General features: G+C 63.2%; 22 protein-coding genes. 15 read left to right on the top strand and 7 right to left on the bottom strand.

Annotated features, from left to right (window positions below):
* Positions 1 to 131 precede the first annotated feature (131 nt).
* Genes DDE76_RS16665 through ftsA form a run of 6 tightly spaced genes read left to right on the top strand, consistent with a single transcriptional unit; the run spans position 132 to position 6,921 of the window.
* Positions 132 to 1,295, top strand: coding sequence for an FtsW/RodA/SpoVE family cell cycle protein (locus DDE76_RS16665; protein WP_342748401.1), 1,164 nt, complete (start codon positions 132 to 134; stop codon positions 1,293 to 1,295).
* Positions 1,292 to 2,410 carry an undecaprenyldiphospho-muramoylpentapeptide beta-N-acetylglucosaminyltransferase gene (murG, locus tag DDE76_RS16660; protein ID WP_104893846.1) on the top strand — a complete coding sequence of 373 codons (1,119 nt, stop codon included), beginning with the start codon at positions 1,292 to 1,294 and terminating at the stop codon, positions 2,408 to 2,410. The genes DDE76_RS16665 and murG overlap by 4 nt, the downstream gene beginning before the upstream one ends.
* The gene (gene murC, locus DDE76_RS16655; protein WP_104893847.1) at positions 2,407 to 3,825 is read left to right on the top strand and encodes a UDP-N-acetylmuramate--L-alanine ligase; all 1,419 of its coding nucleotides are present in this window, start codon (positions 2,407 to 2,409) and stop codon (positions 3,823 to 3,825) included. The genes murG and murC overlap by 4 nt, the downstream gene beginning before the upstream one ends.
* Positions 3,822 to 4,742, top strand: a complete 921-nt coding sequence (locus tag DDE76_RS16650; RefSeq protein WP_104893848.1) for a D-alanine--D-alanine ligase — start codon at positions 3,822 to 3,824, stop codon at positions 4,740 to 4,742. The genes murC and DDE76_RS16650 overlap by 4 nt, the downstream gene beginning before the upstream one ends.
* Positions 4,730 to 5,611: a cell division protein FtsQ/DivIB gene (locus DDE76_RS16645; RefSeq protein WP_157955866.1), complete on the top strand. Its 882-nt coding sequence runs from the start codon at positions 4,730 to 4,732 to the stop codon at positions 5,609 to 5,611. The genes DDE76_RS16650 and DDE76_RS16645 overlap by 13 nt, the downstream gene beginning before the upstream one ends.
* A complete protein-coding gene (gene ftsA, locus DDE76_RS16640; RefSeq protein WP_104893850.1) occupies positions 5,608 to 6,921 on the top strand; it encodes a cell division protein FtsA in 1,314 nt (437 codons plus the stop codon). Before DDE76_RS16645 ends, ftsA begins: the two co-directional genes overlap by 4 nt.
* Here the strand turns inward: ftsA and DDE76_RS16635 are convergent, their stop codons facing one another.
* Positions 6,922 to 7,722: a nucleotidyltransferase domain-containing protein gene (locus DDE76_RS16635; protein WP_104893851.1), complete on the bottom strand. Its 801-nt coding sequence runs from the start codon at positions 7,720 to 7,722 to the stop codon at positions 6,922 to 6,924. It abuts the gene before it with no gap.
* A 58-nt stretch (positions 7,723 to 7,780) separates the two neighbouring features.
* Positions 7,781 to 8,242: a VOC family protein gene (locus tag DDE76_RS16630; RefSeq protein ID WP_104893852.1), complete on the bottom strand. Its 462-nt coding sequence runs from the start codon at positions 8,240 to 8,242 to the stop codon at positions 7,781 to 7,783.
* A gap of 236 nt (positions 8,243 to 8,478) precedes the next feature.
* On the opposite strand from DDE76_RS16630, the gene ftsZ reads away from it, so the two are divergent.
* The 6 genes from ftsZ (at position 8,479) to DDE76_RS16600 (ending at position 17,596) form a co-directional block, all read left to right on the top strand.
* The gene (ftsZ, locus tag DDE76_RS16625; RefSeq protein ID WP_104893853.1) at positions 8,479 to 10,143 is read left to right on the top strand and encodes a cell division protein FtsZ; all 1,665 of its coding nucleotides are present in this window, start codon (positions 8,479 to 8,481) and stop codon (positions 10,141 to 10,143) included.
* Positions 10,144 to 10,253: 110 nt separating this feature from the next.
* Complete coding sequence (gene lpxC / locus DDE76_RS16620; protein ID WP_104893854.1) at positions 10,254 to 11,210, top strand: UDP-3-O-acyl-N-acetylglucosamine deacetylase; 957 nt, start codon at positions 10,254 to 10,256, stop codon at positions 11,208 to 11,210.
* A 96-nt stretch (positions 11,211 to 11,306) separates the two neighbouring features.
* Positions 11,307 to 12,152 (top strand): outer membrane protein assembly factor BamD, encoded by an 846-nt coding sequence (locus DDE76_RS16615; protein ID WP_104893855.1) that lies wholly within the window; start codon positions 11,307 to 11,309, stop codon positions 12,150 to 12,152.
* 167 nt (positions 12,153 to 12,319) lie between these two features.
* Positions 12,320 to 13,990: a DNA repair protein RecN gene (recN, locus tag DDE76_RS16610; RefSeq protein WP_104893856.1), complete on the top strand. Its 1,671-nt coding sequence runs from the start codon at positions 12,320 to 12,322 to the stop codon at positions 13,988 to 13,990.
* A 158-nt stretch (positions 13,991 to 14,148) separates the two neighbouring features.
* A complete protein-coding gene (gene ligA, locus DDE76_RS16605; protein ID WP_425430641.1) occupies positions 14,149 to 16,323 on the top strand; it encodes an NAD-dependent DNA ligase LigA in 2,175 nt (724 codons plus the stop codon).
* A gap of 19 nt (positions 16,324 to 16,342) precedes the next feature.
* Positions 16,343 to 17,596 (top strand): hypothetical protein, encoded by a 1,254-nt coding sequence (locus DDE76_RS16600; protein WP_157955865.1) that lies wholly within the window; start codon positions 16,343 to 16,345, stop codon positions 17,594 to 17,596.
* A 9-nt stretch (positions 17,597 to 17,605) separates the two neighbouring features.
* Here DDE76_RS16600 and DDE76_RS16595 read toward each other — a convergent pair whose 3' ends face one another.
* The gene (locus DDE76_RS16595) at positions 17,606 to 19,429 is read right to left on the bottom strand and encodes an aminopeptidase P family protein (RefSeq protein ID WP_104893858.1); all 1,824 of its coding nucleotides are present in this window, start codon (positions 19,427 to 19,429) and stop codon (positions 17,606 to 17,608) included.
* A gap of 122 nt (positions 19,430 to 19,551) precedes the next feature.
* Between DDE76_RS16595 and DDE76_RS20075 the strand changes: the two genes are divergently transcribed.
* Both DDE76_RS20075 and DDE76_RS20070 read left to right on the top strand, forming a co-directional pair.
* Positions 19,552 to 19,683 carry a hypothetical protein gene (locus DDE76_RS20075; protein ID WP_281261867.1) on the top strand — a complete coding sequence of 44 codons (132 nt, stop codon included), beginning with the start codon at positions 19,552 to 19,554 and terminating at the stop codon, positions 19,681 to 19,683.
* 120 nt (positions 19,684 to 19,803) lie between these two features.
* Positions 19,804 to 19,935 carry a hypothetical protein gene (locus tag DDE76_RS20070; RefSeq protein WP_281261866.1) on the top strand — a complete coding sequence of 44 codons (132 nt, stop codon included), beginning with the start codon at positions 19,804 to 19,806 and terminating at the stop codon, positions 19,933 to 19,935.
* 122 nt (positions 19,936 to 20,057) lie between these two features.
* On the opposite strand, the gene DDE76_RS16590 is transcribed toward DDE76_RS20070, so the two are convergent.
* Positions 20,058 to 20,927: a 50S ribosomal protein L11 methyltransferase gene (locus DDE76_RS16590; RefSeq protein ID WP_104893859.1), complete on the bottom strand. Its 870-nt coding sequence runs from the start codon at positions 20,925 to 20,927 to the stop codon at positions 20,058 to 20,060.
* Positions 20,928 to 21,048: 121 nt separating this feature from the next.
* On the opposite strand from DDE76_RS16590, the gene DDE76_RS16585 reads away from it, so the two are divergent.
* A complete protein-coding gene (locus DDE76_RS16585; RefSeq protein ID WP_104893860.1) occupies positions 21,049 to 21,342 on the top strand; it encodes a putative quinol monooxygenase in 294 nt (97 codons plus the stop codon).
* 95 nt (positions 21,343 to 21,437) lie between these two features.
* On the opposite strand, the gene DDE76_RS16580 is transcribed toward DDE76_RS16585, so the two are convergent.
* From DDE76_RS16580 to DDE76_RS16570, 3 genes are read right to left on the bottom strand one after another with little or no spacing between them, the layout of a single operon-like run.
* Entirely contained in the window at positions 21,438 to 21,755 is a 318-nt protein-coding gene (locus tag DDE76_RS16580) for a heavy metal-binding domain-containing protein (RefSeq protein WP_104893861.1), read from the bottom strand.
* A 27-nt stretch (positions 21,756 to 21,782) separates the two neighbouring features.
* Positions 21,783 to 22,331, bottom strand: a complete 549-nt coding sequence (locus DDE76_RS16575) for a nucleotidyltransferase domain-containing protein (protein WP_104894983.1) — start codon at positions 22,329 to 22,331, stop codon at positions 21,783 to 21,785.
* Positions 22,332 to 22,387: 56 nt separating this feature from the next.
* The gene (locus DDE76_RS16570; RefSeq protein WP_245892024.1) at positions 22,388 to 24,727 is read right to left on the bottom strand and encodes an ATP-dependent helicase; all 2,340 of its coding nucleotides are present in this window, start codon (positions 24,725 to 24,727) and stop codon (positions 22,388 to 22,390) included.
* Positions 24,728 to 24,799: the final 72 nt, after the last annotated feature.

The following is a 24,799-nucleotide window of genomic DNA, read 5'->3' as shown; positions in this document are numbered from 1 at the left end:
GGAAGGCCGCGGCAGTGCCGTGGCCTTTCTTTTTGAGCGGGATTCGCAAAACGCAAAGGCTTTGGCAAATCGGTAACCAAGTGGTTGATACACTCGATACAGTTTGTATTGCGTAGCCCGGTTTTTCCCCGATGATGTTTTCCCGCGCCGAAAAAACGCCCCTGGCCGAATGGTGGTGGTCGATTGACCGCGAACTGCTCGGGGCGCTGATCATGCTGCTTGCCGTGGGCATGGTACTCAGCTTTGGTGCCAGCCCGGCCGTGGCCGAGCGCATTGGGCTGGATGAATGGCACTTCGTGATCCGCCACGCGCTGTTCTGCCTGCTGGCCATTCCGGTGATGCTGGCGACCTCACTGCTCAACCAGCGCCAGGCGCGCTTCGTGGCCCTTGCCACGCTGGTGGTGATGACCATCCTGCTCTGGGCGACGCTGCATTTCGGCACCGAGGTCAAGGGTGCCCGGCGCTGGATCTCGATTGCCGGCTGGACCATCCAGCCGACCGAATTCGTCAAGCCGGCCTTTGCGGTTATCGGAGCGTGGCTGTTTTCGGAGTATATGATCCACCGCAATGTGCCCGGGCGTGCGATAGCCACGATCATCATGGGCCTGCTGGTGGGCGCGCTGCTGCTGCAGCCCGACCTGGGGCAGACGGCGCTGGTGATGGCGACCTGGGCCGTGTTGCTGTTTTTCTCCGGCATTTCCTGGTGGGTGATTGTCGGGCTGGGCGGCGCAGCCGGCGGATTGCTGGTGGGCGGCTACGCGTTTTTCCCGCATTTTGCGCGCCGCATCGACTCCTTCATCAATCCCGAGGACGGCAATACCTATCAGGTGGACCGGGCTTTGCAGTCGCTGATGGAAGGGGGATGGTTCGGGCGGGGGCCGGGTGAATCCGTGGCCAACCGGCTTATACCGGACGCCCATGCCGACTTCGTGTTTTCGGCCGCCGCCGGGGAGTTCGGCATTGTGTTCTGCATGGGGCTGGTTGGCCTGATCGGCTTTATCGCCATTCGTGCCATGCTGGCAGCGCAGCGGCAGGCGAGCCTGTTCGCGCGGCTGGCCGCCTCGACCCTGGCGGCGCAGTTTGCCATGCAGTCGGGGATCAACCTGGCGGTGAACCTCAACCTGATGCCGGCCAAGGGCATGACGCTGCCATTCGTGTCCTATGGCGGCACCTCGATGATCGCGGTCGCCTTTGGCATGGGGCTGATGCTGGCGCTGACGCGCACCAAGCCTGAGGAGCGCATGGTGACTGGCCTTCCCAGCTACCGCAGCGCCGTGGTAGCCCCCGCCGAATGAAAACATTTGTCCTTATTGCCGGTGGCACGGGCGGCCATCTGTTTCCGGCCATGGCCCTGGCGCAGGAGCTGATCCGGCGCGGCCATGCGGTCGAGCTGATGACCGACCACCGGGTGGAAAGCTATGGCGCCGATTTCCCGGCCCGGCGGATCCATATCGTACCGGCTGCGACGCCTTCGGGGCGCAATCCGCTCAAGCTGATCGGGGCGGGCATGACCATTGTGCGCGGCATCGGCACGGCCTGGAACGTGCTGCGCAAGCTGCGCCCCGATGCGGTGATCGGTTTTGGCGGCTATCCGACATTTCCCCCTTTCGTTGCGGCCAATCTGCTGGGCATTCCCGGCGTGCTGCATGAACAGAATGCGGTCATGGGCCGGGCCAACCGGGCGCTGGCGCGGTTTGCCGATGTGCTGGCGATGAGCTTTCCGGAAACGCGCTTTGCCGAAAACCAGACGCTGGAAAAGGTGGTGACCGGCAATCCGGTGCGCGACCGCGTGCGGCCGCTGGCGGGCAAGCCCTATCCGGCGCTGGACCAGAAGGGCGCCATTCGCCTGGTTGTGACCGGCGGCAGCCAGGGGGCGCGGGCCTTGTCCGACATCGTGCCGGCGGCCATTGCGCTGTTGCCCGATGATCTGCGGCATCGGCTGCATATCCTGCAGCAGGCGCGGGCCGAGGATATCGAGCGGGTGGCCGAGAGCTACCGGCAATCGCGCACGAGCGTGGAGCTGGCCAGTTTCGTTGCCGACCTGCCCGAGCGGATCGCCGACGCCCATCTGGTGATCGGGCGCGCCGGGGCTTCGACGGTTACCGAGCTTTGCGTTATCGGGCGTCCGGCCATTCTCATCCCGCTGCCGGGTGCGCTGGATTCGGACCAGAAGCATAATGCGCTGTTCCTGCAAGAGGGCGGCGGCGGCTGGGTGGCCGAACAGGCCACGCTTTCACCGCAATCGCTTGCCACTCGACTTCACGAGCTGTTGAGCGACCCGGACCAACTCAAGCGTGCCGCGAGCGCTGCGGCGGCTCTTGGCAAGCCCAGGGCCGTCGAGCGGCTGGCCGATATCGCCGAGACGCTGGCGGGCAAGAATACCCAGATCCAAGGGAGACCCACACCATGAAGATGCCCCGCAATATCGGGCCGGTTCATTTCATCGGCATAGGCGGCATCGGCATGAGCGGTATCGCCGAGATCCTGCACAACCAGGGCTATGTGGTGCAGGGGTCGGACATGGCCGCCAACCCCAATGTGCAACGCCTGCGCGACATGGGGATCACCGTGGAAATCGGCCAGAGCGGCGACAATCTGGGCAAGGCCGAGGTGGTCGTGGTGTCGTCCGCGATCAAAAAGGACAATCCCGAATTGATGGCGGCGCGGGCGCGGGCCCTGCCGGTGGTGCGCCGGGCCGAGATGCTGGCCGAGATCATGCGCTTCAAGACCGCCATAGCCATTGGCGGCACGCATGGCAAGACGACCACGACGACGCTGGTGGCGACGCTGCTCGATGCGGGCAATCTCGATCCGACCGTCATCAATGGCGGCATCATCAATGCCTATGGCACCAATGCGCGGCTGGGTGGCGGCGAGTGGATGGTGGTCGAGGCCGATGAGAGCGACGGCACTTTCGTCAAGCTGCCCGCCGATGTGGCGGTGGTGACCAATATCGATGCCGAGCATCTGGATCACTATGGCAGCTTCGAGGGGGTGAAGAAGGCCTTCCACCAGTTCGTGGAGAATGTGCCCTTCTATGGCTTTGCGGTGATGTGCCTGGATCACCCCGAGGTGCAGGCACTGGTGGGCGATATTCGCGACCGCCGGGTCATTACCTATGGACAGAACCCGCAGGCCGATGTGCTGCTGACAGATCTCGAAAACCGGGACGGGGTGCAGCATTTCTCCGTTGAAATCCGGGATCGCATCCGCCAGACGCAATTGCGCATCGACGGGCTGGAGCTACCCATGCCGGGCATTCACAATGCGCTCAATGCCACCGCGGCGATTGCGGTGGCCGATCAACTGCACGTGCCGGCTGAAGCCATCCGCAAGGGTCTCCGCGACTTTACCGGGGTGAAGCGGCGCTTCACCAAGACGGGCGAAGTGGGCGGGGTGACGGTGATCGATGATTACGGGCACCATCCGGTTGAAATTTCGGCGGTGCTCAAGGCGGCCCGGCAATCGGCGCGGCGCGATGTGATCGCGGTGGTGCAGCCGCATCGCTATAGCCGCGTGCATGACCTGTTCGACGATTTCGCAGCCTGTTTCAACGATGCCGACACGGTGATCGTCGCGCCGATTTATGCGGCCGGCGAGCAGCCGATGCCCGGCGTGACGCATGAGGAGCTGGTCAATCGCATCCGGGCGCGCGGGCATCGCGATGCGCGGGTGATCGACCGCCCCGAAGCGCTGGCGCCGCTCCTGGCCTCGCGGGTCGAGGAGGGGGACTATGTGGTCTGCCTCGGCGCAGGCAATATCACGCAATGGGCGGCAGCCCTGCCGGGTGAGCTCGAAGCGCTGATAGGGGCGGATACCCCATGAGCAAGCATGTCGCCGTCCTGATGGGCGGGTGGTCCAATGAGCGCCCGGTTTCGCTGAGTTCGGGAACGGAATGCGCGGCGGCCTTGCGGCGGGCTGGCTACCGGGTCACCGAGGTCGATGTCGGGCGCGATATTGCCAATGTACTGGCGGAGCTCAAGCCCGATGTGGCGTTCAATGCGCTACATGGGCCGTTTGGCGAGAGCGGGATGATCCAGGGGCTGCTTGAGCTGATGCAGATTCCCTATACCCATTCGGGGGTGCTGGCCTCGGCGCTGGCGATGGACAAGCACCAGGCCAAGATCATGCTCAAATCCGCCGGGGTGCCGGTGACCGACCATGTCGTGGTCCACCGGGCCGAAGCGGGCAGGGCGCATGTGATGCCGCCGCCCTATGTGATCAAGCCGATTGCCGATGGGTCGAGCTTTGGCGTCTTCATCGTCAAGGGCGACACCAGCCATCCGCCGCAGGAGATCCTGCGAGAGGACTGGAACTCGGGCGAAGAGGTGATGGTGGAGCGCTACATTCCCGGTCGGGAGCTGACCTGTGCGGTGATGGGCGACGTGGCGCTGGGGGTGACCGAGATCGTCACCGAGCTGAACTTCTACAATTTCGAGGCGAAATACGCCGAAGGTGGGTCCGTGCACGTCATTCCGGCCGATCTGAAACCGAAAATTTACGACAAAGTGCAGAAGATGGCATTGGCCGCCCATGCGGCTCTCGGCTGCCGCGGCGTGACCCGTTCCGATTTCCGGTACAACGATGCGGTAGGCGAAGATGGCGAACTGGTCTGTCTGGAAATCAACACCCAGCCAGGCATGACGCCGACCTCACTGGTGCCCGAGCAGGCGGCTCACGCCGGGCACTCCTACGAAGAGCTGGTCGCCTGGATGGTGGAGGACGCGAGTTGCAACAGGTAAAGAGCGAGACTTTTCTCGCCGGGGCGCGGTTGGTGGACCCGCGCGCGCTGCCTGTACCGCTCCGCGCCCCGCGCCGGAAACTCGCCAATTATGTCAATCGCGTCCTGGTGCTGCATGGCGGGCTGATCCGCCGTGGTGCCATGGTGGCCATGGTGCTCGCCGCCGGTTTTGCCCTCTACCAGGTGCGTGAACCGATCGGGCAGTTGGCCAATACGCTGGGCGGCATTGCCCAGGGCAATTTTGCCCAGGCGGGTCTCGCCATCGGCGAAATCTCGATTTCGGGTCAGACCCTGACCGCCGAGCAGGATATTTTTGATGCGCTGGGCATCCAGCCGCATACCTCGACCTTGGGGTTCGATGTCGAGGCAGCGCGCCAGCGTGTAGCCGAGCTGCCGGCTGTCGAGAGTGTCATCGTGCGCAAGACCTACCCAGGCGATGTCGATGTGCTCATCACCGAGAAGACGCCGGTGGCGCGCTGGGCCGTCGATGGAGTCACGTTCCTGATCGATGGGCGGGGCGAGCAGATTGCCGAAACCTCACCGGCCTATGCCGGCCTGCCGCTGGTGATCGGGGACGGCGCGGCAGACGATGCGCTAGTGATGATCCGGGCGCTCAATGGATTTCCGCTCTTGCAGGACGGGCTGGTGGCCCTGTCGCGCATTGCCGACCGCCGCTGGGATCTGATCTTCGATACTGGCCTGCGCGTGCAATTGCCGGAACAGGGTGTGGCACAGGCGATGGCACGTCTTGTGACCTATCAGAATGACTACCAATTGCTCGACCGCGACGTATCGGTGATCGATCTGCGCGTCGACAGCGTGGTTGCCGTGCGCCCCAACAAGCCTGACGAAGACACCGAAAAATCATGATGAGCGATGCAATGACATCCCGGCTGCGGCCGGTTCAGCCGGGCAAGGCAACGCTGGTGGCGGTGCTCGATATTGGTTCGACCAAAATCTGCTGCGTTATCGCCCGGTTGGTGCCCCGCGCTGAGGGCAAGGCGCTCAAGGGCCGCACGCATCAGGCCGAGGTTGTCGGTTTCGGCTATGGGCCGGCGGCCGGGGTCAAGAGCGGCGTGGTCACCGATATCGACAAGGCCGAGCAGGCCATTCGGAATGTCGTTGGCATGGCCGAGCGCGCCGCCGGGCTGACGCTGGAAAGCGTGCTGGTCAATGTGACGGCCGGACGGCTGGGCTCGGAGACCTTCTCGGCCGCCGTGTCGCTGGATGGCCAGGAGGTCGAGAAGACCGATATTTTCCGCGTGCTCAAGGCGGTCAATTCGCGCTCGGTGCGGCCGGAGCGCTCGATCATTCATGCGTTGCCGATCGGTTACGCCTTGGACGGGCAGAAGGGCATTCGCGACCCCAAGGGCATGGTCGGCGAAAAGCTGGGCGTGGATGTTGCGGTGGTGAGTGCGGAAACGCTTGCCATGCGCAATCTCGAGCTGGTGCTGCACCGGTGCCATTTGCAGATCGAGGCGCTGGTGGCAACGCCCTATGCCTCCGGGCTGGCCACGCTGGTCGACGATGAAGCGCAACTGGGTGTCGCCTGTGTGGATTTCGGCGGCGCGACCACCACGGTTTCGGTCTTCAATGACGGGCATATGGTCTATGCCGATGCCATTGCCATTGGCGGGCATCATCTGACGTTGGACATTGCGCGGCAGCTTTCGGTCAGCGTGGCCGATGCCGAGCGCCTCAAGACCTTCCATGGCTCGGTGCTGCCGGGGCAGGCGGACGAGCGCGAGATGATCCCGATCCAGCCGGTCGGGGCCAGCCATGACGAAGCGCCCGGACAAATTCCGCGCGCCGTCCTGACCCGCATCATGCGGCCACGCATCGAGGAAATTCTTACGGCCATTCGCGACCGGATGCAGGCAACGGGGATGATGGATGTGTGCGGGCGCCGGTTTGTGCTGACCGGGGGCGCCAGCGAAATGACCGGGCTGCCGGAAGTGGCGCGGCGCATTCTGGCACGGAACGTGCGCAATGGCCGGCCGATGGGCATTTCCGGCCTGCCGGACATTGCCAAGGGGGCGGCCTTTGCCACCATGGCCGGCATGCTGGTCTATCCACAGGTCTGCGCCCAAGAATATGTCGAGCCGCGCAGCGTGCGCAAGCTGACCGGCACGGATGGCTATATCGCCCGGGTGGGGAACTGGCTGCGCACGAGCTTCTAGTTACCAGGCCCTGCCGGCTCGTTCGCCCAGTGTCGCAGACAGGCGGCGGCGCGTTGCGGCTTCGAAAGCGTCCGGCCAGTCGATGCCTAGACGTCTTGCCATCGCCCTGGCGCGGGGCATGAACTCTCTTGCTATGGCGAAATTGGCGGCGATCAACGCTTCCCGTTCCGGCGGCGGATAGGGCAGGGATTTGAGCATCTGCATTTGTTCAGGTGTCAGCAGCCGGGACTGGTGCAGTATTCCGCCCGGATCAGGCAGGATCACATCCTGCATCAGCAGCGTCTCGAGATGGCCGCGCAACATGCCGACGCCAAGCACCATGGTCACATATTCTTCCCGTCCCAGTGCGACGGGCATGAGGCCAAGCATGCGGATGAATTCGTGTATCAGGTAGCGCACGGTCCCGGCATCGGGCTCGCGCGGTGGCAGGCCGTCCGGCAAAGCATCATAAATGCCGTCGCGGTCGATCAGCGGCTTGACGGTGTCCTTTGCGCGTTGCCCGAAACTGTCGCGCGCGACAATGGTTATGTCACAGCGCAGCCATTCCTCTGAAATTGCATTGAGCACCAGTGTGCCGCGTGACAATTCGTTCCAGAAGACAATTGGCGTGATGGCGTTAAGGGCAGACCGCCAGTGTTCGGCGACGATGCGCTCCTGTCCGTCAGCGACGACCGCTATCAGGTCCACGTCGCTCCATTCGTCGGCGCTGCCGCGACCAAAGCTACCGGCCAGAAACAGGCCGCTGACGGCCTCGATGTCCATTGCCGGGGCGACCGCCTCGATAAGGTCCAGCTGATCCACGATTTCCCCTCCATCCCGCCGCGCAATATTATGCGAGATGGGGCGAAGGGGAAGGCTGTCAGGCTGCGGTGTAGGCCTTTTCGATCGTGGCAATATCGATCTTGCGCATTTGCAGCATGGCCTGCATGGCGCGGTTGGCCCCTTCGCGGTCCGTGCCGGTCAGGGCCTGGGTGAGCTGGCGGGGCACGACCTGCCAGGAGAGGCCGAAACGGTCCTTGCACCAGGCGCACATGCTTTCCTCGCCGCCCTCGCTGATCAGGCGGTTCCAGAAATAGTCGGTTTCCTCCTGACCATCGGTGTCGATGACGAAGCTGACCGATTCATTGAAGGTGAAGCGCGGGCCGCCATTGAGCAGCATGAGCTTCTGGCCGGCCAGTTCGAGGACGGCGGTGAAGGCGGGCTTGTCGGGTGCGTGGCGCACCAGATCGTGGACGCGGGCCTCCTTGAAGGTCTCGGTATAGAAGGCGATGGCCTCGTCGATCCGATCATCGAACCAGAGGCAGGGCATGATGCTGGTCATGGGTCTCTCCATCACATTCGTATAACTAAATGGGTATATGCGTAAATGGTTATTAAATAACTGAATGGTTGTCAATGGCGGAAATCGCCGGGTCCGGCGTGGTTAACCGGCGGTGAACGCGTAACGACGGGGTGTCGCAATTTGCGTAGAAGTTAACCGGACCGACTCACTTGTTAGGGCGGAGTTAACGAATGGATGGGTAAATCTTAACCAACCACGCCACTATGGGGCCACCAATGACCATCAATCTGACTATCCCGGACATCCAGGAACTGAAGCCCCGCATCACCGTGTTCGGTGCGGGCGGTGCCGGCGGCAACGCTGTCAACAACATGATCGAGTCCGGTCTGGACGGCGTCGATTTTGTCGTCGCCAATACCGACGCGCAGGCGCTGGCCCTGAGCAAGGCGCAGCGTATCATCCAGCTTGGCGTCGGCGTAACCGAAGGCCTGGGCGCCGGCTCGCACCCTGAAGTGGGTCGCGCGGCTGCCGAAGAGAGCTGGGACGAAATCAACGACCATCTTTCCGGTTCGCACATGGTGTTCATCACCGCCGGCATGGGTGGCGGCACCGGCACCGGTGCGGCGCCGGTGATTGCGCGTGCGGCGCGCGAGCAGGGCATTCTGACGGTTGGCGTGGTCACCAAGCCGTTCAATTTCGAAGGCAATCGTCGTGCCCGCCTGGCGGAAGACGGCATTGATGAATTGCATCGCCATGTCGATACGCTGATCGTCATTCCGAACCAGAACCTGTTCCGGGTGGCCAATGAGAAGACCACCTTTGCCGACGCCTTTGCGATGGCCGACCAGGTGCTGTTCTCGGGCGTCGCCTGCATCACCGACCTGATGGTCAAGGAAGGCCTGATCAACCTCGATTTCGCCGACGTGCGCGCCGTGATGCGCGGCATGGGCAAGGCTATGATGGGCACCGGCGAGGCCTCGGGCGAAGATCGTGCCCGTCACGCTGCCGAGGCGGCCATTGCCAATCCGCTGCTCGACGATGTGTCGATGCAGGGTGCGCGCGGCCTCTTGATCTCCATCACCGGTGGTCCGGACCTGACGCTGTACGAAGTCGACGAAGCGGCCAGCCGCATTCGTGAGGAAGTTGATACCGACGCCAATATCATCCTGGGCGCCACCTATGATCCGAACCTGAATGGCACGATCCGTGTGTCGGTCGTTGCGACCGGTACCGATGCGACCATGGTTCAGGCGATGGAGCCGGCCAAGCCGCATGCCTCGCGCACACCGCTTTCGGTCAAGCGCCACGTGCCGGCCGAGCATTCGGTCGTGCCGCAGGCTGCCCAGCCGGTGGCTGCCGAGGTCGAGGCCGAGGAAATCGGTCACCAGGTGGAGGCCGCTGTTGCCCAGGCCTTCGCCGCCCACCAGCCGCAGCAGGGCTATGCCGATGAAGACGATGGCATCGTGGTCGAGCCCTACACGCCGGAAGCCGAAAGCGTGGCCGAGGCCGACGAGGCACCGGCCATGCAGGAGCAGCCGATTCCCAGCGTCTACGTGCCTTCTCATGCTGCTCGTCCTGAAGGACAGCGCCGCATGCCGCGCACCGAGGAGCTTCCCGCTGTTGCGCGCCGGTCACAGGACGCGCAGGAACGTCAGGATGCCGAGCCGCGCAATGCCCGCGCCCTGTTCAAGCGCCTGGCCTCAAATGTGGGTCTCAATCTGGGGCAGCAGCAGCCCGAAGGGCGCGCCGAACCGCAGGCTCCGGTTGCCGATGATGCGGCTGCCCGCAGCGCCATTGAAGCCGGTGTGGCAAGGACTTCCCGCGTTGCTCCCGCCAGCGAGGGTGCGCGCGGCCAGTTGGACAATCAGGGGCGGGCCCCGGCGGCGGCGCCGGCCAAGGAGCACCTGGAAATTCCGGCCTTCCTGCGCAAGCACGGTTGATCCTTTGGGGATCATCGATCAAAAGCTCACTCGGTGCGGCTTCCGCACCGAGTTTTTTTTGGCTAACAGTCTCAATTGAGCGTGAACGTCCGGGCGGAGCATATCCAGGCATGAACAAACTTTCCCAGCGCCAGCGCACGCTTGCCGGCGAAATCAGCTTTGCCGGTTATGGCGTGCACAGTGCGCAGCCGGTCACGCTGACCATGGCGCCAGGGGCTCCCGACAGCGGCTACATGATCCGTCGTGATCTCGGCGACGGCCAGTTCACCAAGCCGGTGCCGGTGCATCATTCGCGCGTGACGCGGACGACGCTTTGCACCACTCTGGACCTGGGCGACAGTGTCAGCGTGGCAACGGTGGAACACGTAGTGTCCGCGCTTTCGGGCATGGGTGTGGATAATGCGGTGATCACGCTGGATGCGCCGGAATGCCCGATCATGGACGGGTCGGCCCATCCCTTTGCTGAAGCCATTCTGGCGGTTGGCCTTGAGATTCAGCCGGCACAGAAGAAATTTCTCAAGATCGTGCGCGCGGTGACCGTGCGCAACAACGACGCCTTTGCGGCGCTCGAACCCTATAACGGGCGGGCGTTGGACCTGGAGATCGATTTCGACTCCAAGGTGATCGGGCGCCAGCGGATGATCTTCGACTGGACACCGCGCCGCTATTTCGAGGATGTCTCGCAGGCGCGCACCTTCGGGTTTGTGCGCGACGCCAAGATCCTGCGTCAGGCCGGTTATGCGCTGGGATCTAGCCTGGACAATTCGATTACCGTGCATGAGGATCGCATCCTCAATCCGGGCGGCCTGCGTTTTGAAGACGAGTTCGTGCGCCACAAGCTGCTCGACGCGATTGGCGATCTGTCGCTTGGCGGTCTGGCGATCTGGGGCAAGTTCCGTTCCTACAAGGGTGGGCATGCCCTTAACGCGCATGTGCTGGCCTCGCTCTTTTCCAGCGACGCCAACTATGAAATAGTCAATGCCGAAGACCTGCCACTGGAATTCGAAAGTTTCGAGGACCAGCCCGAGGGTCTGGAAGTCCATCATTACTTGCGGTCCGTGCGCTGAAAAGGCCTTGGGGTCCAGCAGCCGCGCCACAGTTTTGATCCATTTGCCGACTAGGCCCGCAGTCCTGCTGCGGAATGATTTTGAACGGGGCCGTTCGTGAAGCTTGACGTTTTGAGCCAGTTTTCCAGCCGGGCTATCCGGTTCGCTGCCATGGGCCTTCTGGCCGTGGTCCTGACCGCATGCTCGGGCATGAACCTGTTCGGTCCGCCCAAGATCAAGGAAGAGCCGATTGTTCCCGCCCAGACGCTCTATCAAGGTGCGCTGGACGATATGGATCGGCAATATTACCAGACCGCGATCACCAAGCTCGAAAGGCTGGAGCGCCAGCATCCGCGCGATCCGCTGACCGAAAAGGGCAAGCTGATGCAGGTCTATGCCAATTATCGCATCGGCCGCTTTGACGAGGCGATTCTGGCCGCTGACCGCTATCTGGCGCTCTATCCGTCCAGCTCGGAAGTGCCCTATGTACTCTGGCTCAAGGGCACGGCCTATTTCGCACAGATCAAGGACATCACCCGTGACCAGCAATTGTCGCGCGATGCGATCGACACCTACAACCTGCTGATCAGCAATTATCCAAGTTCCGAACACGCCGTGGATGCGCGCGACAAGCTGCTGGTGGCCTATGACCAGCTTGCCGGCAAGGAAATGTCGGTGGGCCGCTATTATCAGGGCAATGGGCAGTATGCCGCCGCCATTAACCGCTTCCGTGAAGTGGTGGAACGCTGGCAGACCTCGACCCATATCGAGGAAGCCCTTTATCGCCTGACCGAAACCTATCTGATGCTCGGACTGACCACTGAAGCCAAGTCCGCTGCAGCGGTCCTGGGCCACAACTATCCCGCCAGCGACTGGTACAAGCGGGCGTTCGAACTGTTGGGCAAGCAGGGCCTTGCGCCGGAGCTCAATTCGGGTAGCTGGCTGGCAGAAGTCCAGGCCTGACCCGATCCGAAAATCGATGTTGCTATTTTGTTCCGGGGCGTTATCATGCGTCCCGGTTTCGTTTGTTGCTGCGTCTTAGCTGTGGATGAGCGCCTGGAAGGCGGGGGTTCGCGGGACGGAAGTGGTAAAAGCGGAACATTGGTGGTGCAGCCACGGGAAGTTCGCGCATGCTCAACGCGCTGTCAGTCCGCAATATCGTTCTGATCGATCAACTCGACCTGGCCCTGGATGCCGGCATGACCGTGCTGACCGGCGAAACCGGCGCAGGCAAGTCGATCCTGCTTGATGCGCTGACCCTTGCCCTGGGGGGCAGGGGCGATGCCTCTCTGGTCCGGCAGGGGCAGGAGAGCGGGCAGGTGGTGGCGGTGGTCGAACTGGCGGCTGACCATCCGGCGCGGGCCCTGTTGCGTGACAATGCGATTCCCGATGATGAAGATGTGATTCTACGGCGCGTGCAGTTTGCCGATGGGCGAACACGCGCCTTTATCAATGACCAGCCTGTCTCGGCCTCGTTGCTGCAGAAGGTTGGCAGCCAGGTCGTCGAGATTCATGGCCAGCATGATGACCGGGCCCTGGTGGATGTGGCCACGCACCGGGCCGCGCTCGATGCCTTTGGCGAATTGAGTGCCGAGGCCGATGCGGTGCGCGATTGCTGGGCGGCGCTGATCGAGGCGCAGCAGGCGGTGACCGAACAGCGGGCGCTTGTGGCAGAGGCACTGGCCGCCGAGGACTATGCACGTCACACGGTGGAAGAATTGAGCAAGCTCAATCCCGTCGCTGGCGAGGAAGAGGAGCTGGCCGAACGCCGGCAGCAATTGCAGCAGGCTGAAAAGGCGGCCTCAGACGTGGTCGAGATCGACGAAATGCTCAACGGCCCGAATGCGCCCACGCCGGCGCTGGCGTCGCTGATGCGGCGGCTGATGCGCAAGATCGATGGCGGCGCAGAGTTGTTCCAGCCCATCGTGGATGCACTTGATGCGTCGTTGACGACACTGGATCGCACCAGTGACGCGCTGGAAGAGCTCAAACGCGAAATGGCGTTCGATCCCGCCGAGCTGGAAGATGTCGAGGAGCGTCTGTTCGCCCTGCGGGCGGCGGCGCGCAAGCACCAGACCGATTGTGACGGGCTGGCCGATGTGCTGGCCAAATATGCCGGCGATCTGGAAACGCTGCAGAGCGGCGAGACCAGGCTCAAGGCGCTGGAGGCCGAGGAGGCGACCGCGCGGGCGCGTTATCGGGAAGCGGCAGATATTCTGAGCGCGGGGCGTAAGCAGGCGGCCGATGCGCTCAGCAAGGCCGTGGAAGCGGAATTGCCGGATCTGAAACTGGGCGCAGCGCGGTTCATTGTAGATCACCAGGCCGATGGCGAGCGCGTGTCGGCGGCCGGCTATGACCAGATCGCGTTTCATGTGCAGACCAATCCAGGCACCGCGCCCGGTCCGCTGCTCAAGGTGGCCTCGGGTGGTGAATTGAGCCGGTTCCTGCTGGCGCTTAAGGTGGTGCTGGCCGATCGCGGCTCGGCGCCGGTACTGATCTTCGACGAGATCGACACCGGTGTCGGTGGAGCGGTCGCCGATGCCATTGGGCGGCGGTTGTCCCGGCTGGCCCGGACGGTGCAGGTGCTGACGGTGACCCATGCGCCGCAGGTGGCTGCCGGGGCCAATCGGCATTTGCTGATCGAAAAGCAGATGGTGGAGGAAGGGGCGTTTGTGCGCACCCACGTCCGCCCGCTGGACAAAGCCGCGCGGCAGGAAGAAGTGGCGCGCATGCTGGCGGGTGCGGAAATCACCAAGGAAGCGCGCGCTGCTGCCAAGAAATTGCTGGCGGCGGTGGGATAAAGACCTTGTTCGGGTACCCCTCTCCGACCGCTCCCTGATAGGGGGAGGGGCGCGCCGTGAAGCCCCGCTATATTGGTGCTCCCCGATCTGTTCCTTGCCCTATCAGGGAAAGGCCGGGTGGGGGTATTGTGTCCGCAAGAATCTTGTCCGGGTATCCCATGTCTGACCTGTCTCTCAAAGACGTCGCCGATCTCTCCGAGGATGAAGCCCGCGCTGAGCTGGAGCGCCTGGCTGGTGCCATTGCAGCGGCCGATCTGGCCTATCACCAGCAGGACCAGCCGGAGATCTCGGACGCCGAATATGACGCACTGAAGCGCCGCAATGACGCGATCGAACAGGCGTTTCCGGAGCTGGTCCGGACGGACAGTCCGTCGGAACGGGTTGGCGCCGCGCCGGCGGAAGGCTTTGCCAAGGTGCGTCATGGCGTGCCCATGCTCAGCCTGGCCAATGCGTTTGCTGATGATGACGTGACCGAGTTCGTGGCGCGGGCCAAGAAGTTCTTCATGGCCGATATCCTGCGCGATCCCGATTTCGTGCTGGCCTTTACCGCCGAACCCAAGATTGACGGCCTGTCGGCCTCACTGCGCTATGAGAATGGCGTGTTTGTGCGCGGGGCGACGCGCGGCGATGGCACCGAGGGTGAGGACATCACCGAGAATTTGAAGACCATCGGGGATATTCCGCACCAGCTCAAGGGATCGGGCTGGCCGGCGGTGATCGAAATCCGCGGCGAGGTCTATATGACCCATGCCGAGTTCCAGCGCCTGAAAGCGCATTCGGCCAAGTTCGGCGGACAGGATTACGTCAATCCGCGCAATACGGCGGCCGGATCGTTGCGCCAGAAGGACCCCAGGATCACGGCCAGCCGCAATCTCAATTTCTTCGCCTATGCCTGGGGCATTGCCGAGGACGAACATGGCAATGCAACCCCGCCGGCGGCGACCCAGACCGAGGTTGTGCAAAAGTTCAAGGAGTGGGGCTTTGCCACCAATCCGCTGATGTTGCTCACCCAGAGTGCCGAGGCGCTTATTGGGCACTACCGTAAGATCGAGGCGCAACGTGCGACGCTGGGCTACGATATCGATGGGGTGGTCTATAAGCTCGACCGGCTCGATTTGCAGCAGCGCTGGGGCTTTGTCGCGCGCGCGCCGCGCTGGGCCATTGCCCACAAGTTTCCGGCCGAGCAGGCGACGACCATCCTGACCGGCATCGACATCCAGGTGGGGCGCACAGGGGCGCTGACGCCAGTGGCGCGGCTGCAACCGGTAACAGTAGGCGGCGTGGTGGTGGAGAATGCCACGCTGCACAATGAGGACTATATCAAGGGCATCGGCAATAATGGCGAGCCGATCCGCAATGGCGTCGATCTGCGCGTGGGCGACACGGTGATCGTGCAGCGGGCAGGGGACGTCATTCCGCAGATCGTCGATGTGCTGCTCGACAAGCGCCCGGCGGAAGCAACGCCATTTGAATTTCCGCATATCTGCCCCGCCTGCGGCTCGGAGGCGGTGCGTGAGCTCAATGAAAAGACCGGCAAGCTGGATTCAGTGCGGCGCTGCACGGGTGAATTGATCTGCCCGGCGCAGGCCGTTGAGAACCTCAAGCATTTCGTTTCGCGCAATGCGCTCGATATTGACGGGCTGGGCGACAAGCAGGTGGCGCAGTTCTATGCCGAAGGGCGCATCGCCCGGCCGGCTGACATCTTCACGCTCAAGGCGCGGGACGAACGTTCAGTCAAGAAGCTCAAGGATGCGGACGGGTTCGGGCCGGTTTCCGTAAGGAAGCTGTTTGATGCGATCGATGCGCGGCGCGAGCCGGAGCTGGACCGGTTCATCTTCGCGCTGGGCATCCGCCATGTCGGGGAGACGACGGCGGCCTTGCTGGCAAAGGAATTTGGAACGGTGGAGCGGTTCCGGGAAACGGCCATCGCGGCGGCGCAGCATGAGGACGGACATTCGGTGTTTCCCCAGATTGGCGGGATTGGCGAAACCGTGCGCTCATCGGTGATGGCGTTTTTCGCCAATGAACGGAATGTGCAGGCGCTGGATGATCTGCTGGCCGAGGTGCGGCCGCAGCCCTATGTGGTCACGATCTCGGCGGATAGTGTGGTGGCGGGCAAGACAGTGGTGTTCACTGGTTCGCTGGAAAAGATGACCCGGACTGAGGCCAAGGCCATGGCCGAGCGGCTGGGTGCCAAGGTGGCCGGTTCTGTGTCTGGCGCGACCGATATCCTGGTCGCCGGGCCCGGTGCCGGATCGAAGCTGAAGAAGGCCGAGGAACTGGGCGTCGAAGTGATCAGCGAGGACGAGTGGTTCGAGCGGGTGGGGCAGTAAGCTGAAAGAGGAGGGCGCGATGCGCAGACTCATTGGTTTGGCGCTGGGCGCCATGATGCTGCCGGGAATTGCCACGGCGAGCGAGGCGGGTGATCGACTGGCCGAACTGCTCTACGCCGGAGAAGCGGCAGGCCAGCGGGCCATCTATGAAGAGCTGTGTGCCGTGCCTCACGCCGATGCCTGCTTTGGGCTGGGGCTGATCGACCTGATCGGGGCCATTGAAGGGCTGTCGCAGGGCTTTTATCGCCATGGGGCGGTGACGCCGCGACTGCCGGCCGCTGCGATGATGCTGGGGCTTGATGCGAATGTGCCCTCGGCGCCGGCCAATCCCGATCCGCAAGTGCTGGACTATGCGGGGTTGCGCGGCATTCTGGGCGATTTCGTCGTCGGGCTGGACCGGGCGCGGGCCAGCTTTGAGACCGCGGGCGCCGAGGGTGATTATGTCATCATGATCGATCCGCTGCGCGTGCGTCTCGATATCAATGGCGATGGCGCGGTGGGTGAGCAGGAAACGCTGGCGACCCTGCTGGGCGGCGAATTGGCGCTGCCGCAGGGCAAGAGCAAGGGAGACAAGACGGTCGTGCCTGATCTCAGTATCGGGTTTGACCGGGCGGATGCGATCTGGCTGGCGGGCTACAGCCAGATCAGCGTCCTCCCCTTCGAGATGCTGCTGGCGCATGATTTTTCCGGCCTGTTCGAGGCGGTGGGGCACCGGCTGTTTCCCGAAGCCGGCCTGCCGATGCAGGATTATTCACGCGGCGGCACGCTGATGATGGATCCGGAGACTGATACTTTTCTGGCCGACTTGATTGCGGGTTTGCACACCAGCAATTTCCCGATTGTCGACAGGGAGCGATTTGCCGGCGTGCAGGCGCGAATGCAGGCGGTGACGGCCCTGTCGCGGCAGAACTGGGCCGCCATTCTGCAGGAGACGGACGACAATCGCGAACTGGTGCCCTCGCCGCGCCAGACCTCGCTGGTGCCGGACCAGCCGGTGACCCAGGAGATTGTCGACGCGTGGATGGCGACGCTGGACCGGCTCGATGAGATATTGGCGGGCGAACTGCTGCTGCCGCATTGGCGATTCCGCCAGGGCTTTGACCTCAACGCCTATTTCGAGACCGCGACCGAAACCGACATCGTCATGCTGCTGGCCGGTCAGGGTGCCTTGCCCTTCCTCAAGGAGGGGCCAATTGCCGATGCGGACAGCTTTGCCGAGGGCAATCGGGTGTTCGGTGAAAATTGGCCCAATTTCGCGATCTGGTTCAACTAAGGGCAGCGGCTAGATGGCCGCTGTCGCCTGCCGCAGCCAGTTTTTCACGTCGCCGGTGACGAGTGGACCGATCTCGGTCCAGACGCGGGCGTGATAGGCGTTGAGCCAGTCGCGCTCGTCTCCGGTGAGCAGGGCGGGATCGATCAGGCGGGTATCGATCGGCGCCAGGGTGATCGTCTCGAATTCGAGGAAGCCGGGAAACTCGGCCGCGTCGCGCACCGTGATGAGGTTTTCAATGCGGATGCCATATTCGCCGGCTTTGTAGTAGCCGGGCTCGTTGGAGAGGATATTGCCGGCCTCGAGCGGGGTGGTGTAGCGCGAGGAGATGCCGATCGGGCCTTCATGGACGCCAAGGAAGGCGCCGACGCCATGGCCGGTGCCATGATTATAGGTGACGCCATCCTGCCAGAGAAACTGGCGGGCCAGAATGTCGATCTGGGCCCCGGTGGTGCCGGCGGGAAACCGCAGGGTTGAAATGGCGATCATTCCCTTGAGGACGCGGGTATAGCGGTCTTTCTGCTCGGGTGTGGCTGGCCCGGTCGAGAGGGTGCGGGTGATGTCGGTGGTGCCGGCAAGATATTGGGCGCCAGAGTCCACCAGCATGATCTCGCCCGGGTTGAGCTTGCGGTCCGTCCTGGTGGTGACGCGGTAGTGCACGATGGCGCCATTGGGACCGGCGCCGGAAATGGTGTCGAAGCTGGCGTCGATGCAGCTTTCCTCTTCGCGCCGGAAGCTTTCGAGCGCGGTGACAATGCCGATTTCGGTCAACTCGCCCTTGGGCGCTTCGGTGTCGAACCAGGCAAGGAATTTGGCCAGGGCGATGCCGTCGAGCTTGTGGGCTTCGCGCATGCCGGCCAGCTCGGCCGCGTTCTTGCGCGATTTGGGGCCCAGTACCGGGTCGCGTTTCTCGATCAGCTTTGCGCCAGCCTTGCGCAGCGTCTCTGCGATGGCGGCAGGGGCGGTCTGCGGATCGATGAGGACGGGTTTGCCCGCCTGGCCCAGCGTTTCGAGCGCCTCGGAGAGGGCCGCAGCCTCGGCGATGTCCGCGATGTCTTGCAGCGATGCGGTCAATTCCGGGGTGATCTTGGCCGCATCGAGAAAAAGCGTGGGCCGGCCGGTGGCGGGGACTATGGCGAAGCCGAGCACGAAGGGCGTGTTGGGCACATCGCGCCCACGCATGTTGAACAGCCAGCAGATGGATTCGGGCAGGGTCAGCACAACGGCTTCGGCGCCGTCGGCGGAGAGCGTTTCGCGCAGGGCGGCGATCTTGTCAGCGGCGGACTGTCCGGCGCGGTTGTGGCCGAGAAATTCGATGGCGCTGACCGGCGGGGCTGGGCGGTCTGCCCAGATGGTGTCGACCAGATTGGCGTGCGGTACGGCCTCGGCGTGGCCGGCGAGCTTGTCGTTGAGGTCGCGGATTTCGCCGGGTGTGTGCAGCCAGGGGTCATAGGCGAGCTTGCCGCCCTTGGGCACGCAGAGGCGAATATCGGGACTGACGCCGCCCTGATTGACCTCGTGCACGCTGACCAGAGCGGTGTCGGTCTGAGCTGGAGCCTGGAGGGTGTAGCGGCTGTCAACGAACAGGCCCGCCTTGTCGGCGCCGACCACGGCCATGCCGGCCGAACCGGTGAAGCCCGTCATGTAGGCCAGGCGCGCCTCGCTGGCCGGAACCGACTCGCCGCGATGGGCGTCGGCACGCGGTATGAGGAAGGCATCGATGCCCACTTTTTGCATGGCTGCCCTCAAAGCAGCGATGCGTGGCGCGACATTTGAAGGGTCCGCCTTTTCCTCAAAGCTCTGGAAAACTGCGGGTTTGAACGGGTTTTCGGTCATTCGGCATCCTGGCCGCCGGAAAGGCATGTGATGCGTTTCCGGCATGGCTGTCTTGTTATCTTGTGTCTGGTTTCGCCCGGGGCGAAGCCTATCTTGAGTGCAAGAGAACAGGAGCACATGCAATGAGCAAGCAGAACAATCTCTTCCAGCGCGCCTTCAACGCCATTGTCGAGGGCCGCACCCGGCAGGCAGAGCGTTTTGTCGCCCGCTTCGAGCGCGAACACGATCTGGGCCGCAAGGTAAACGGCCGTTAAGTTTGCCTTGCAAATACGGCATGGCTGGCTTGCCGGAAGGGCCCTTACCGGGGCGCTGCGAACAGCCTAGATAGATGATGTCGGATGGCAATAGACCTTCCGCCGCATGGAGATGTAAAGATGACTGAGAGCAAGACTGGTTTCCGCAACGCATTGGGTGGTCTTATCGACGCTCGTGGTCGCGAAGCCACCCGCCAGGTCAGCTTCCGCATGCAGCACCAGTTGATCGGCGCGGTTACCAAGCGCCCCTGAGGCTGCTGTTCACGACAAGCTGACGATCAATTCCGATCCCCGAAGCCCGCTTCGGGGATTTTGCTTTTTTGGGGGCACACCTGGTGCTGCCGCCACTCCTCTCCCCAATGGGGGGAGAAGACTCAGTTCTTCTCCAGCACCAGCGTGGTCCAGTCCTTGCGCTTGAGGTGATCCTTGAGCGCAAAGCCGGCGGCCTGATAGGCGGCGATGACGCCATCGGCCTGGGTGTTGAGAATGCCCGAGAGAATAGCGGTGCCGCCGGGCTGGGTGATGCTGCCGACGCCGGGGGCAAGCTCGGTCAAGGGACCGGCCAGAATATTGGCGACCACCAGATCATAGGGGGCGCGCGCGGTGATCTCGTCGTGATCGAGCCCTGCGGCCTCGATGGCGTCGATCTGCTCGCCGACGCCATTTTCAACCGCATTGTCGATGGTGGTGGTCACCGCGATGGGGTCGATGTCGGTGGCGAGGATCACGGCTTCGAGCCGCTTGGCCAGGGCAATGGCGAGGACGCCGGTGCCGGTGCCGATATCGATCATGCGGGTGGGCGTGCGCTCGGTCAGCAGGGCCTCGATGGCCTCAAGGCACCCGGTGGTGGTTTCGTGGTGGCCGGTGCCGAAGGCCTGGGCGGCGTCGATCTTCATCGGCGTCAGGCCTTCGGGCACGGGCGCGGTCTCGTGGCTGCCATAGACATAGAAGGCGCCGGCAATGACCGGCGCCAGGCCCTCGAGCGATTTGGCAACCCAGTTGATTTCCGGATCAATCGACGCGACCGAAAAGGCCACGTCGCCGCCCAGAACCTGGCGGGCCAGCTCGGAAAAGGCGGCAACGTCCGGCGGGCTGTCGCAGGTGGCTTCGAAAACCCACTCGCCGGTTTCTTCATTTTCGTGCGCCGACGCGGTCAGGGCCAGATCGTCGCACTCGGAGACGGCGTCGACCAGGGCATAGGCCTGCTCCTTGGTCAGGGAGACGGAAAGCTGGTCGACGGACATGAAAAGGCCTTGCGCTGATAGGGTGGCTTTCCTTGCGTCAGGGGCGGGGGCGAAGTCAAGGACGGGGCTTGACGCACTGGTTCGATTTGTTCATCATTTGTTCTGAATTGAGGGACGCGACATGTATGGATTGATCGGGCGGTTTCGGGCTGTCGCCGGCAAGCGCGACGAACTGATTGCGGTGATGCTGGAGGGCAGCGTGCCGATGGCCGGGTGCAAGAGCTATGTCATTGCGCGCGATCCGGGGAGCGCGGATGGCGTGTGGATCACCGAGGTCTGGGACAGTCCGGAGAGCCACAAGGCCTCGCTGGCCATTCCGGAGGTGAAAGCGACGATTGCCAAGGCGATGCCGCTGATCGCCGGGTTCGAGGAGCACATCGAGACCGAACCTGTGGGCGGGATTGGTATTCAATAGAGGCCAGTAATTCTCCTCCCCTTGAGCGGAGAATATGGCCTGAAGCTCCGGACCAGGGGACGCAAGATCCGGATTATCGGCTGTCGCAGCATTACCTACAGCTTCACGGCGGTGCCGGAGACCGAGACCATCAGCATCGAGCCGCCCTGGCCGACCACTTCATAGTCGATATCGACGGCGACAATGGCATCGGCGCCGATGCGGCGGGCCTCTTCCTCGAGTTCGCGGAAGGCTTCGAGGCGGGCGTCGCGCAGGGCGCCCTCATAAGCGCCGGAGCGGCCGCCGACAATGTCGCGAATGCCCGCGAACAGATCCTTGAAGATATTGGCGCCGATGATCACCTCGCCGGTGACAATGCCGAGATAGTCGCGAATGGGCCGGCCTTCGAGCGTGGGGGTGGTCGAGATGATCATGTTGTGCTCCAAACGGCGACATAAATGTCAGGTCAAAGTAGCGAGCCAAAGATGGTTCTCGCCATACGTCTTTGCAATGGCGTCAAACAACCATCTGCGCTGTGCGTCGTCGAGCATTGGAATGACCTGAAGTCTGTCCAGCTCGTCCTTTGGGCGTGGAGACTTTGCCTTGTAGAAGAGCTGGACCTGCGGGGCGAGGCAGGGCAAGCCGCTGGCGTGGCGCCAGCCAAGGGCGGTTCGGGTCAGTCTCAACTGAGGGTTGCGCCGAGATTGCCATAGATCATCCTGGGCCTCATCGACCATGATCTGCAATCGCCAGGACGCGGAACCAAATTCGCGCAGCCAGATATCGTGGGCCTTGGTGTCAAATTCATCGGATTTTCGGCTTCTGAGATGACCTGGCGGGTCCGCCAGCCAGACGTCCCACTTGGCGAAGTGGGTGAGAACTATGGGAAGGTCCGGTCTTAGTATGAGAATATCGATGTCCTCATGAGAACGCCATGTCTGCCCTGCGAAGAGTTCCAACGCGTACCCGCCGGCAATCCACCAGTCGAACCCGGCGTTATCGAGGGCCACACCGACCTCGGACGGCTTCAGGGGCAACCAATGGTGGACACGGCCCGGCACCTGCCTCACCCCTTCTTCACAAAACTCTCCAACACCTTCTTGGTCCCGGCTTTTTCGAAGTCGATGGTGAGCTTGTTGCCCTCGATCTGGATCACTTCGCCATAGCCGAATTTGAGGTGGAAGACGCGTTCGCCCAGGGCGTAGCCGCTGGACTGGTTCCCGAGGTCAACCGAGCGGGCGACGAGGTCGCCGTCGATGGTGAGCGGGCCGCCGCCCTTGCGGTTGGCCTGGTTGGCGCGGGCGCGCTGCCAGCCGGGGGTTTCATAGACGCTTTCGAACGGGTCGGCCTTGTTGAAGCGGCTCGATGCGCCGCCCCCATAACCATAGCCGCCATAGGCCGACCCGCGATCGGTGACTTCCACCACATCGGGCGGCAATTCATCGATGAAGCGGGAAGGGATGGCCGATTGCCAGAGGCCATGGATACGACGGTTCTGCGCCGCCGAAATGCGCACGCGCCTGCGTCCGCGGGTGATGCCGACATAACCAAGGCGACGTTCTTCCTCGAGGCCAGCGCGGCCTGACTCGTCCATGGAGCGCTGGCTGGGGAAGGTGCCGTCTTCCCAGCCGGGCAGGAAGACGGTGTCGAATTCGAGACCCTTGGCCGAGTGCAGCGTCATGATGGTCACCGCGTCGCTGGAATCGGCGCTGTCGCGATCCATGACGAGGGAGATGTGTTCGAGGAAGCCGCCCAGTGACTCGAACTCCTCCATGGAGCGGCTGAGCTCCTTGAGGTTTTCCTTGCGGCCCTGGCTCTCGACCGACTTGTCGGCGGTCAGCATATCCATATAGCCGCTTTCCTCAAGAATATGCTCGACGAGCTGATAGGGCGGCAGGGAATCGGCGCGCCAGGCCCAGTCGTCGAACTGGGCGACAAGGGCGCGCAGCGTGGTGCGCTGCTTGGGTTTGAGATCCTCGGTTTCGACCATCAGCCGGACCGCCTGCAAGAGCGGAATACGCTGGTGGCGGGCGGTTTCCATCAGCATCTTGACGGTCGCGTCCCCGAGCCCGCGCTTGGGCACGTTGATGATGCGCTCGAAGGCAAGATCGTCGGAGGGCTGGGCCACCAGCCGGAGATAGGCGAGGGCGTCGCGGATTTCCTTGCGCTCGTAGAAGCGCGGGCCGCCGACGACGCGATAGTTGAGGCCCAGGGTGATGAAGCGCTCTTCGAACTCGCGCATCTGATAGGAGGCGCGGACCAGGATGGCCATGGAATTGAGGGCGTCGCCCTGGCGCTGATATTGCTCGACTTCCTCGCCGATGGTGCGGGCTTCTTCCTCGCTGTCATAGACCTGGGTGAAGGAGATCGCCTCGCCGCCCTCGGCAATGTCGGTGAACAGCGTCTTGCCCAGGCGGCCTTCGTTATAGGCGATCAGGGTGGAGGCGGCTTTCAGGATATTGGCGGTGGAGCGGTAATTGCGCTCGAGCTTGATGACCTTGGCGCCGGGAAAATCGGTCTCGAAGCGCAGGATATTGTCCACCTCGGCGCCGCGCCAGCCATAGATGGACTGGTCGTCGTCGCCCACGACACAGATATTGGCCTCGCTCGCCGGCTTGCCCTGGGCGAGCAGGCGCAGCCAGAGATATTGGGCGGTGTTGCTGTCCTGATATTCGTCGACGAGCATATATTTGAAGCGGCGGTGATATTCGGCAAGGACTTCGGGGTTCTCGCGGAACAGGCGGATGCATTCGAGCAGCAGGTCGCCGAAATCGGCGGCGTTGAGGGTCTTCAGCCGCGCCTGATAATCGTAATAGAGCTTGCCGCCCTTGCCATTGGCAAAAAAGCCGCTGTCAGCGGCCGGCACATCCTTGGGCAAGAGGCCGCGGTTCTTCCAGGCGTCGAGCATGCCGGCGAACTGGCGGGCGGGCCAGCGCTTCTCATCGATGTCTTCTGCGGCCAGCAATTGCTTGATCAGGCGGATCTGGTCGTCGGTATCGAGAATGGTGAAGGTCGGTTTCAGGTCCACCAGCTCGGCATGGCGCCTCAGGATGCGTGCCGAAATCGAGTGGAAGGTGCCGAGCCAAGGCATGCCTTCGACGGACGCCCCGGCAAGGCTGGCGATGCGATCCTTCATTTCGCGAGCGGCCTTGTTGGTGAAGGTCACCGAGAGGATTTCGGAGGGCCAGGCAAGGCGCTGGCTCAGGATATGGGCAATACGGGTCGTCAGCACCCGCGTCTTGCCGGTGCCCGCGCCGGCGAGCACCAGCAGAGGGCCTTCGGTCGAGACCACTGCCTCCCGCTGCTCAGGGTTCAGGCCGGCCAGATAGTCCGGGGCCTGCCGGCTCTTGAGCTGGCTGGTGATCGGGCCGCCCTGGGGGCGGGGCAGGGGTGCGGTGTCGGCCATGCGTACTCTGTTCCAAGGTCCGCGCGATCCAGGGCAGGTGCGCGGCCGAGCCTTGACGAATCTCATTTTGTT

It is taken from the genome of Devosia indica, from assembly GCF_003056405.1.
Classification (GTDB): Bacteria; Pseudomonadota; Alphaproteobacteria; order Rhizobiales; family Devosiaceae; genus Devosia; species Devosia indica.
The sequence above is the reverse complement of the archived record's forward strand: the minus strand, read 5'-3'. Positions and strand labels throughout refer to the sequence as shown.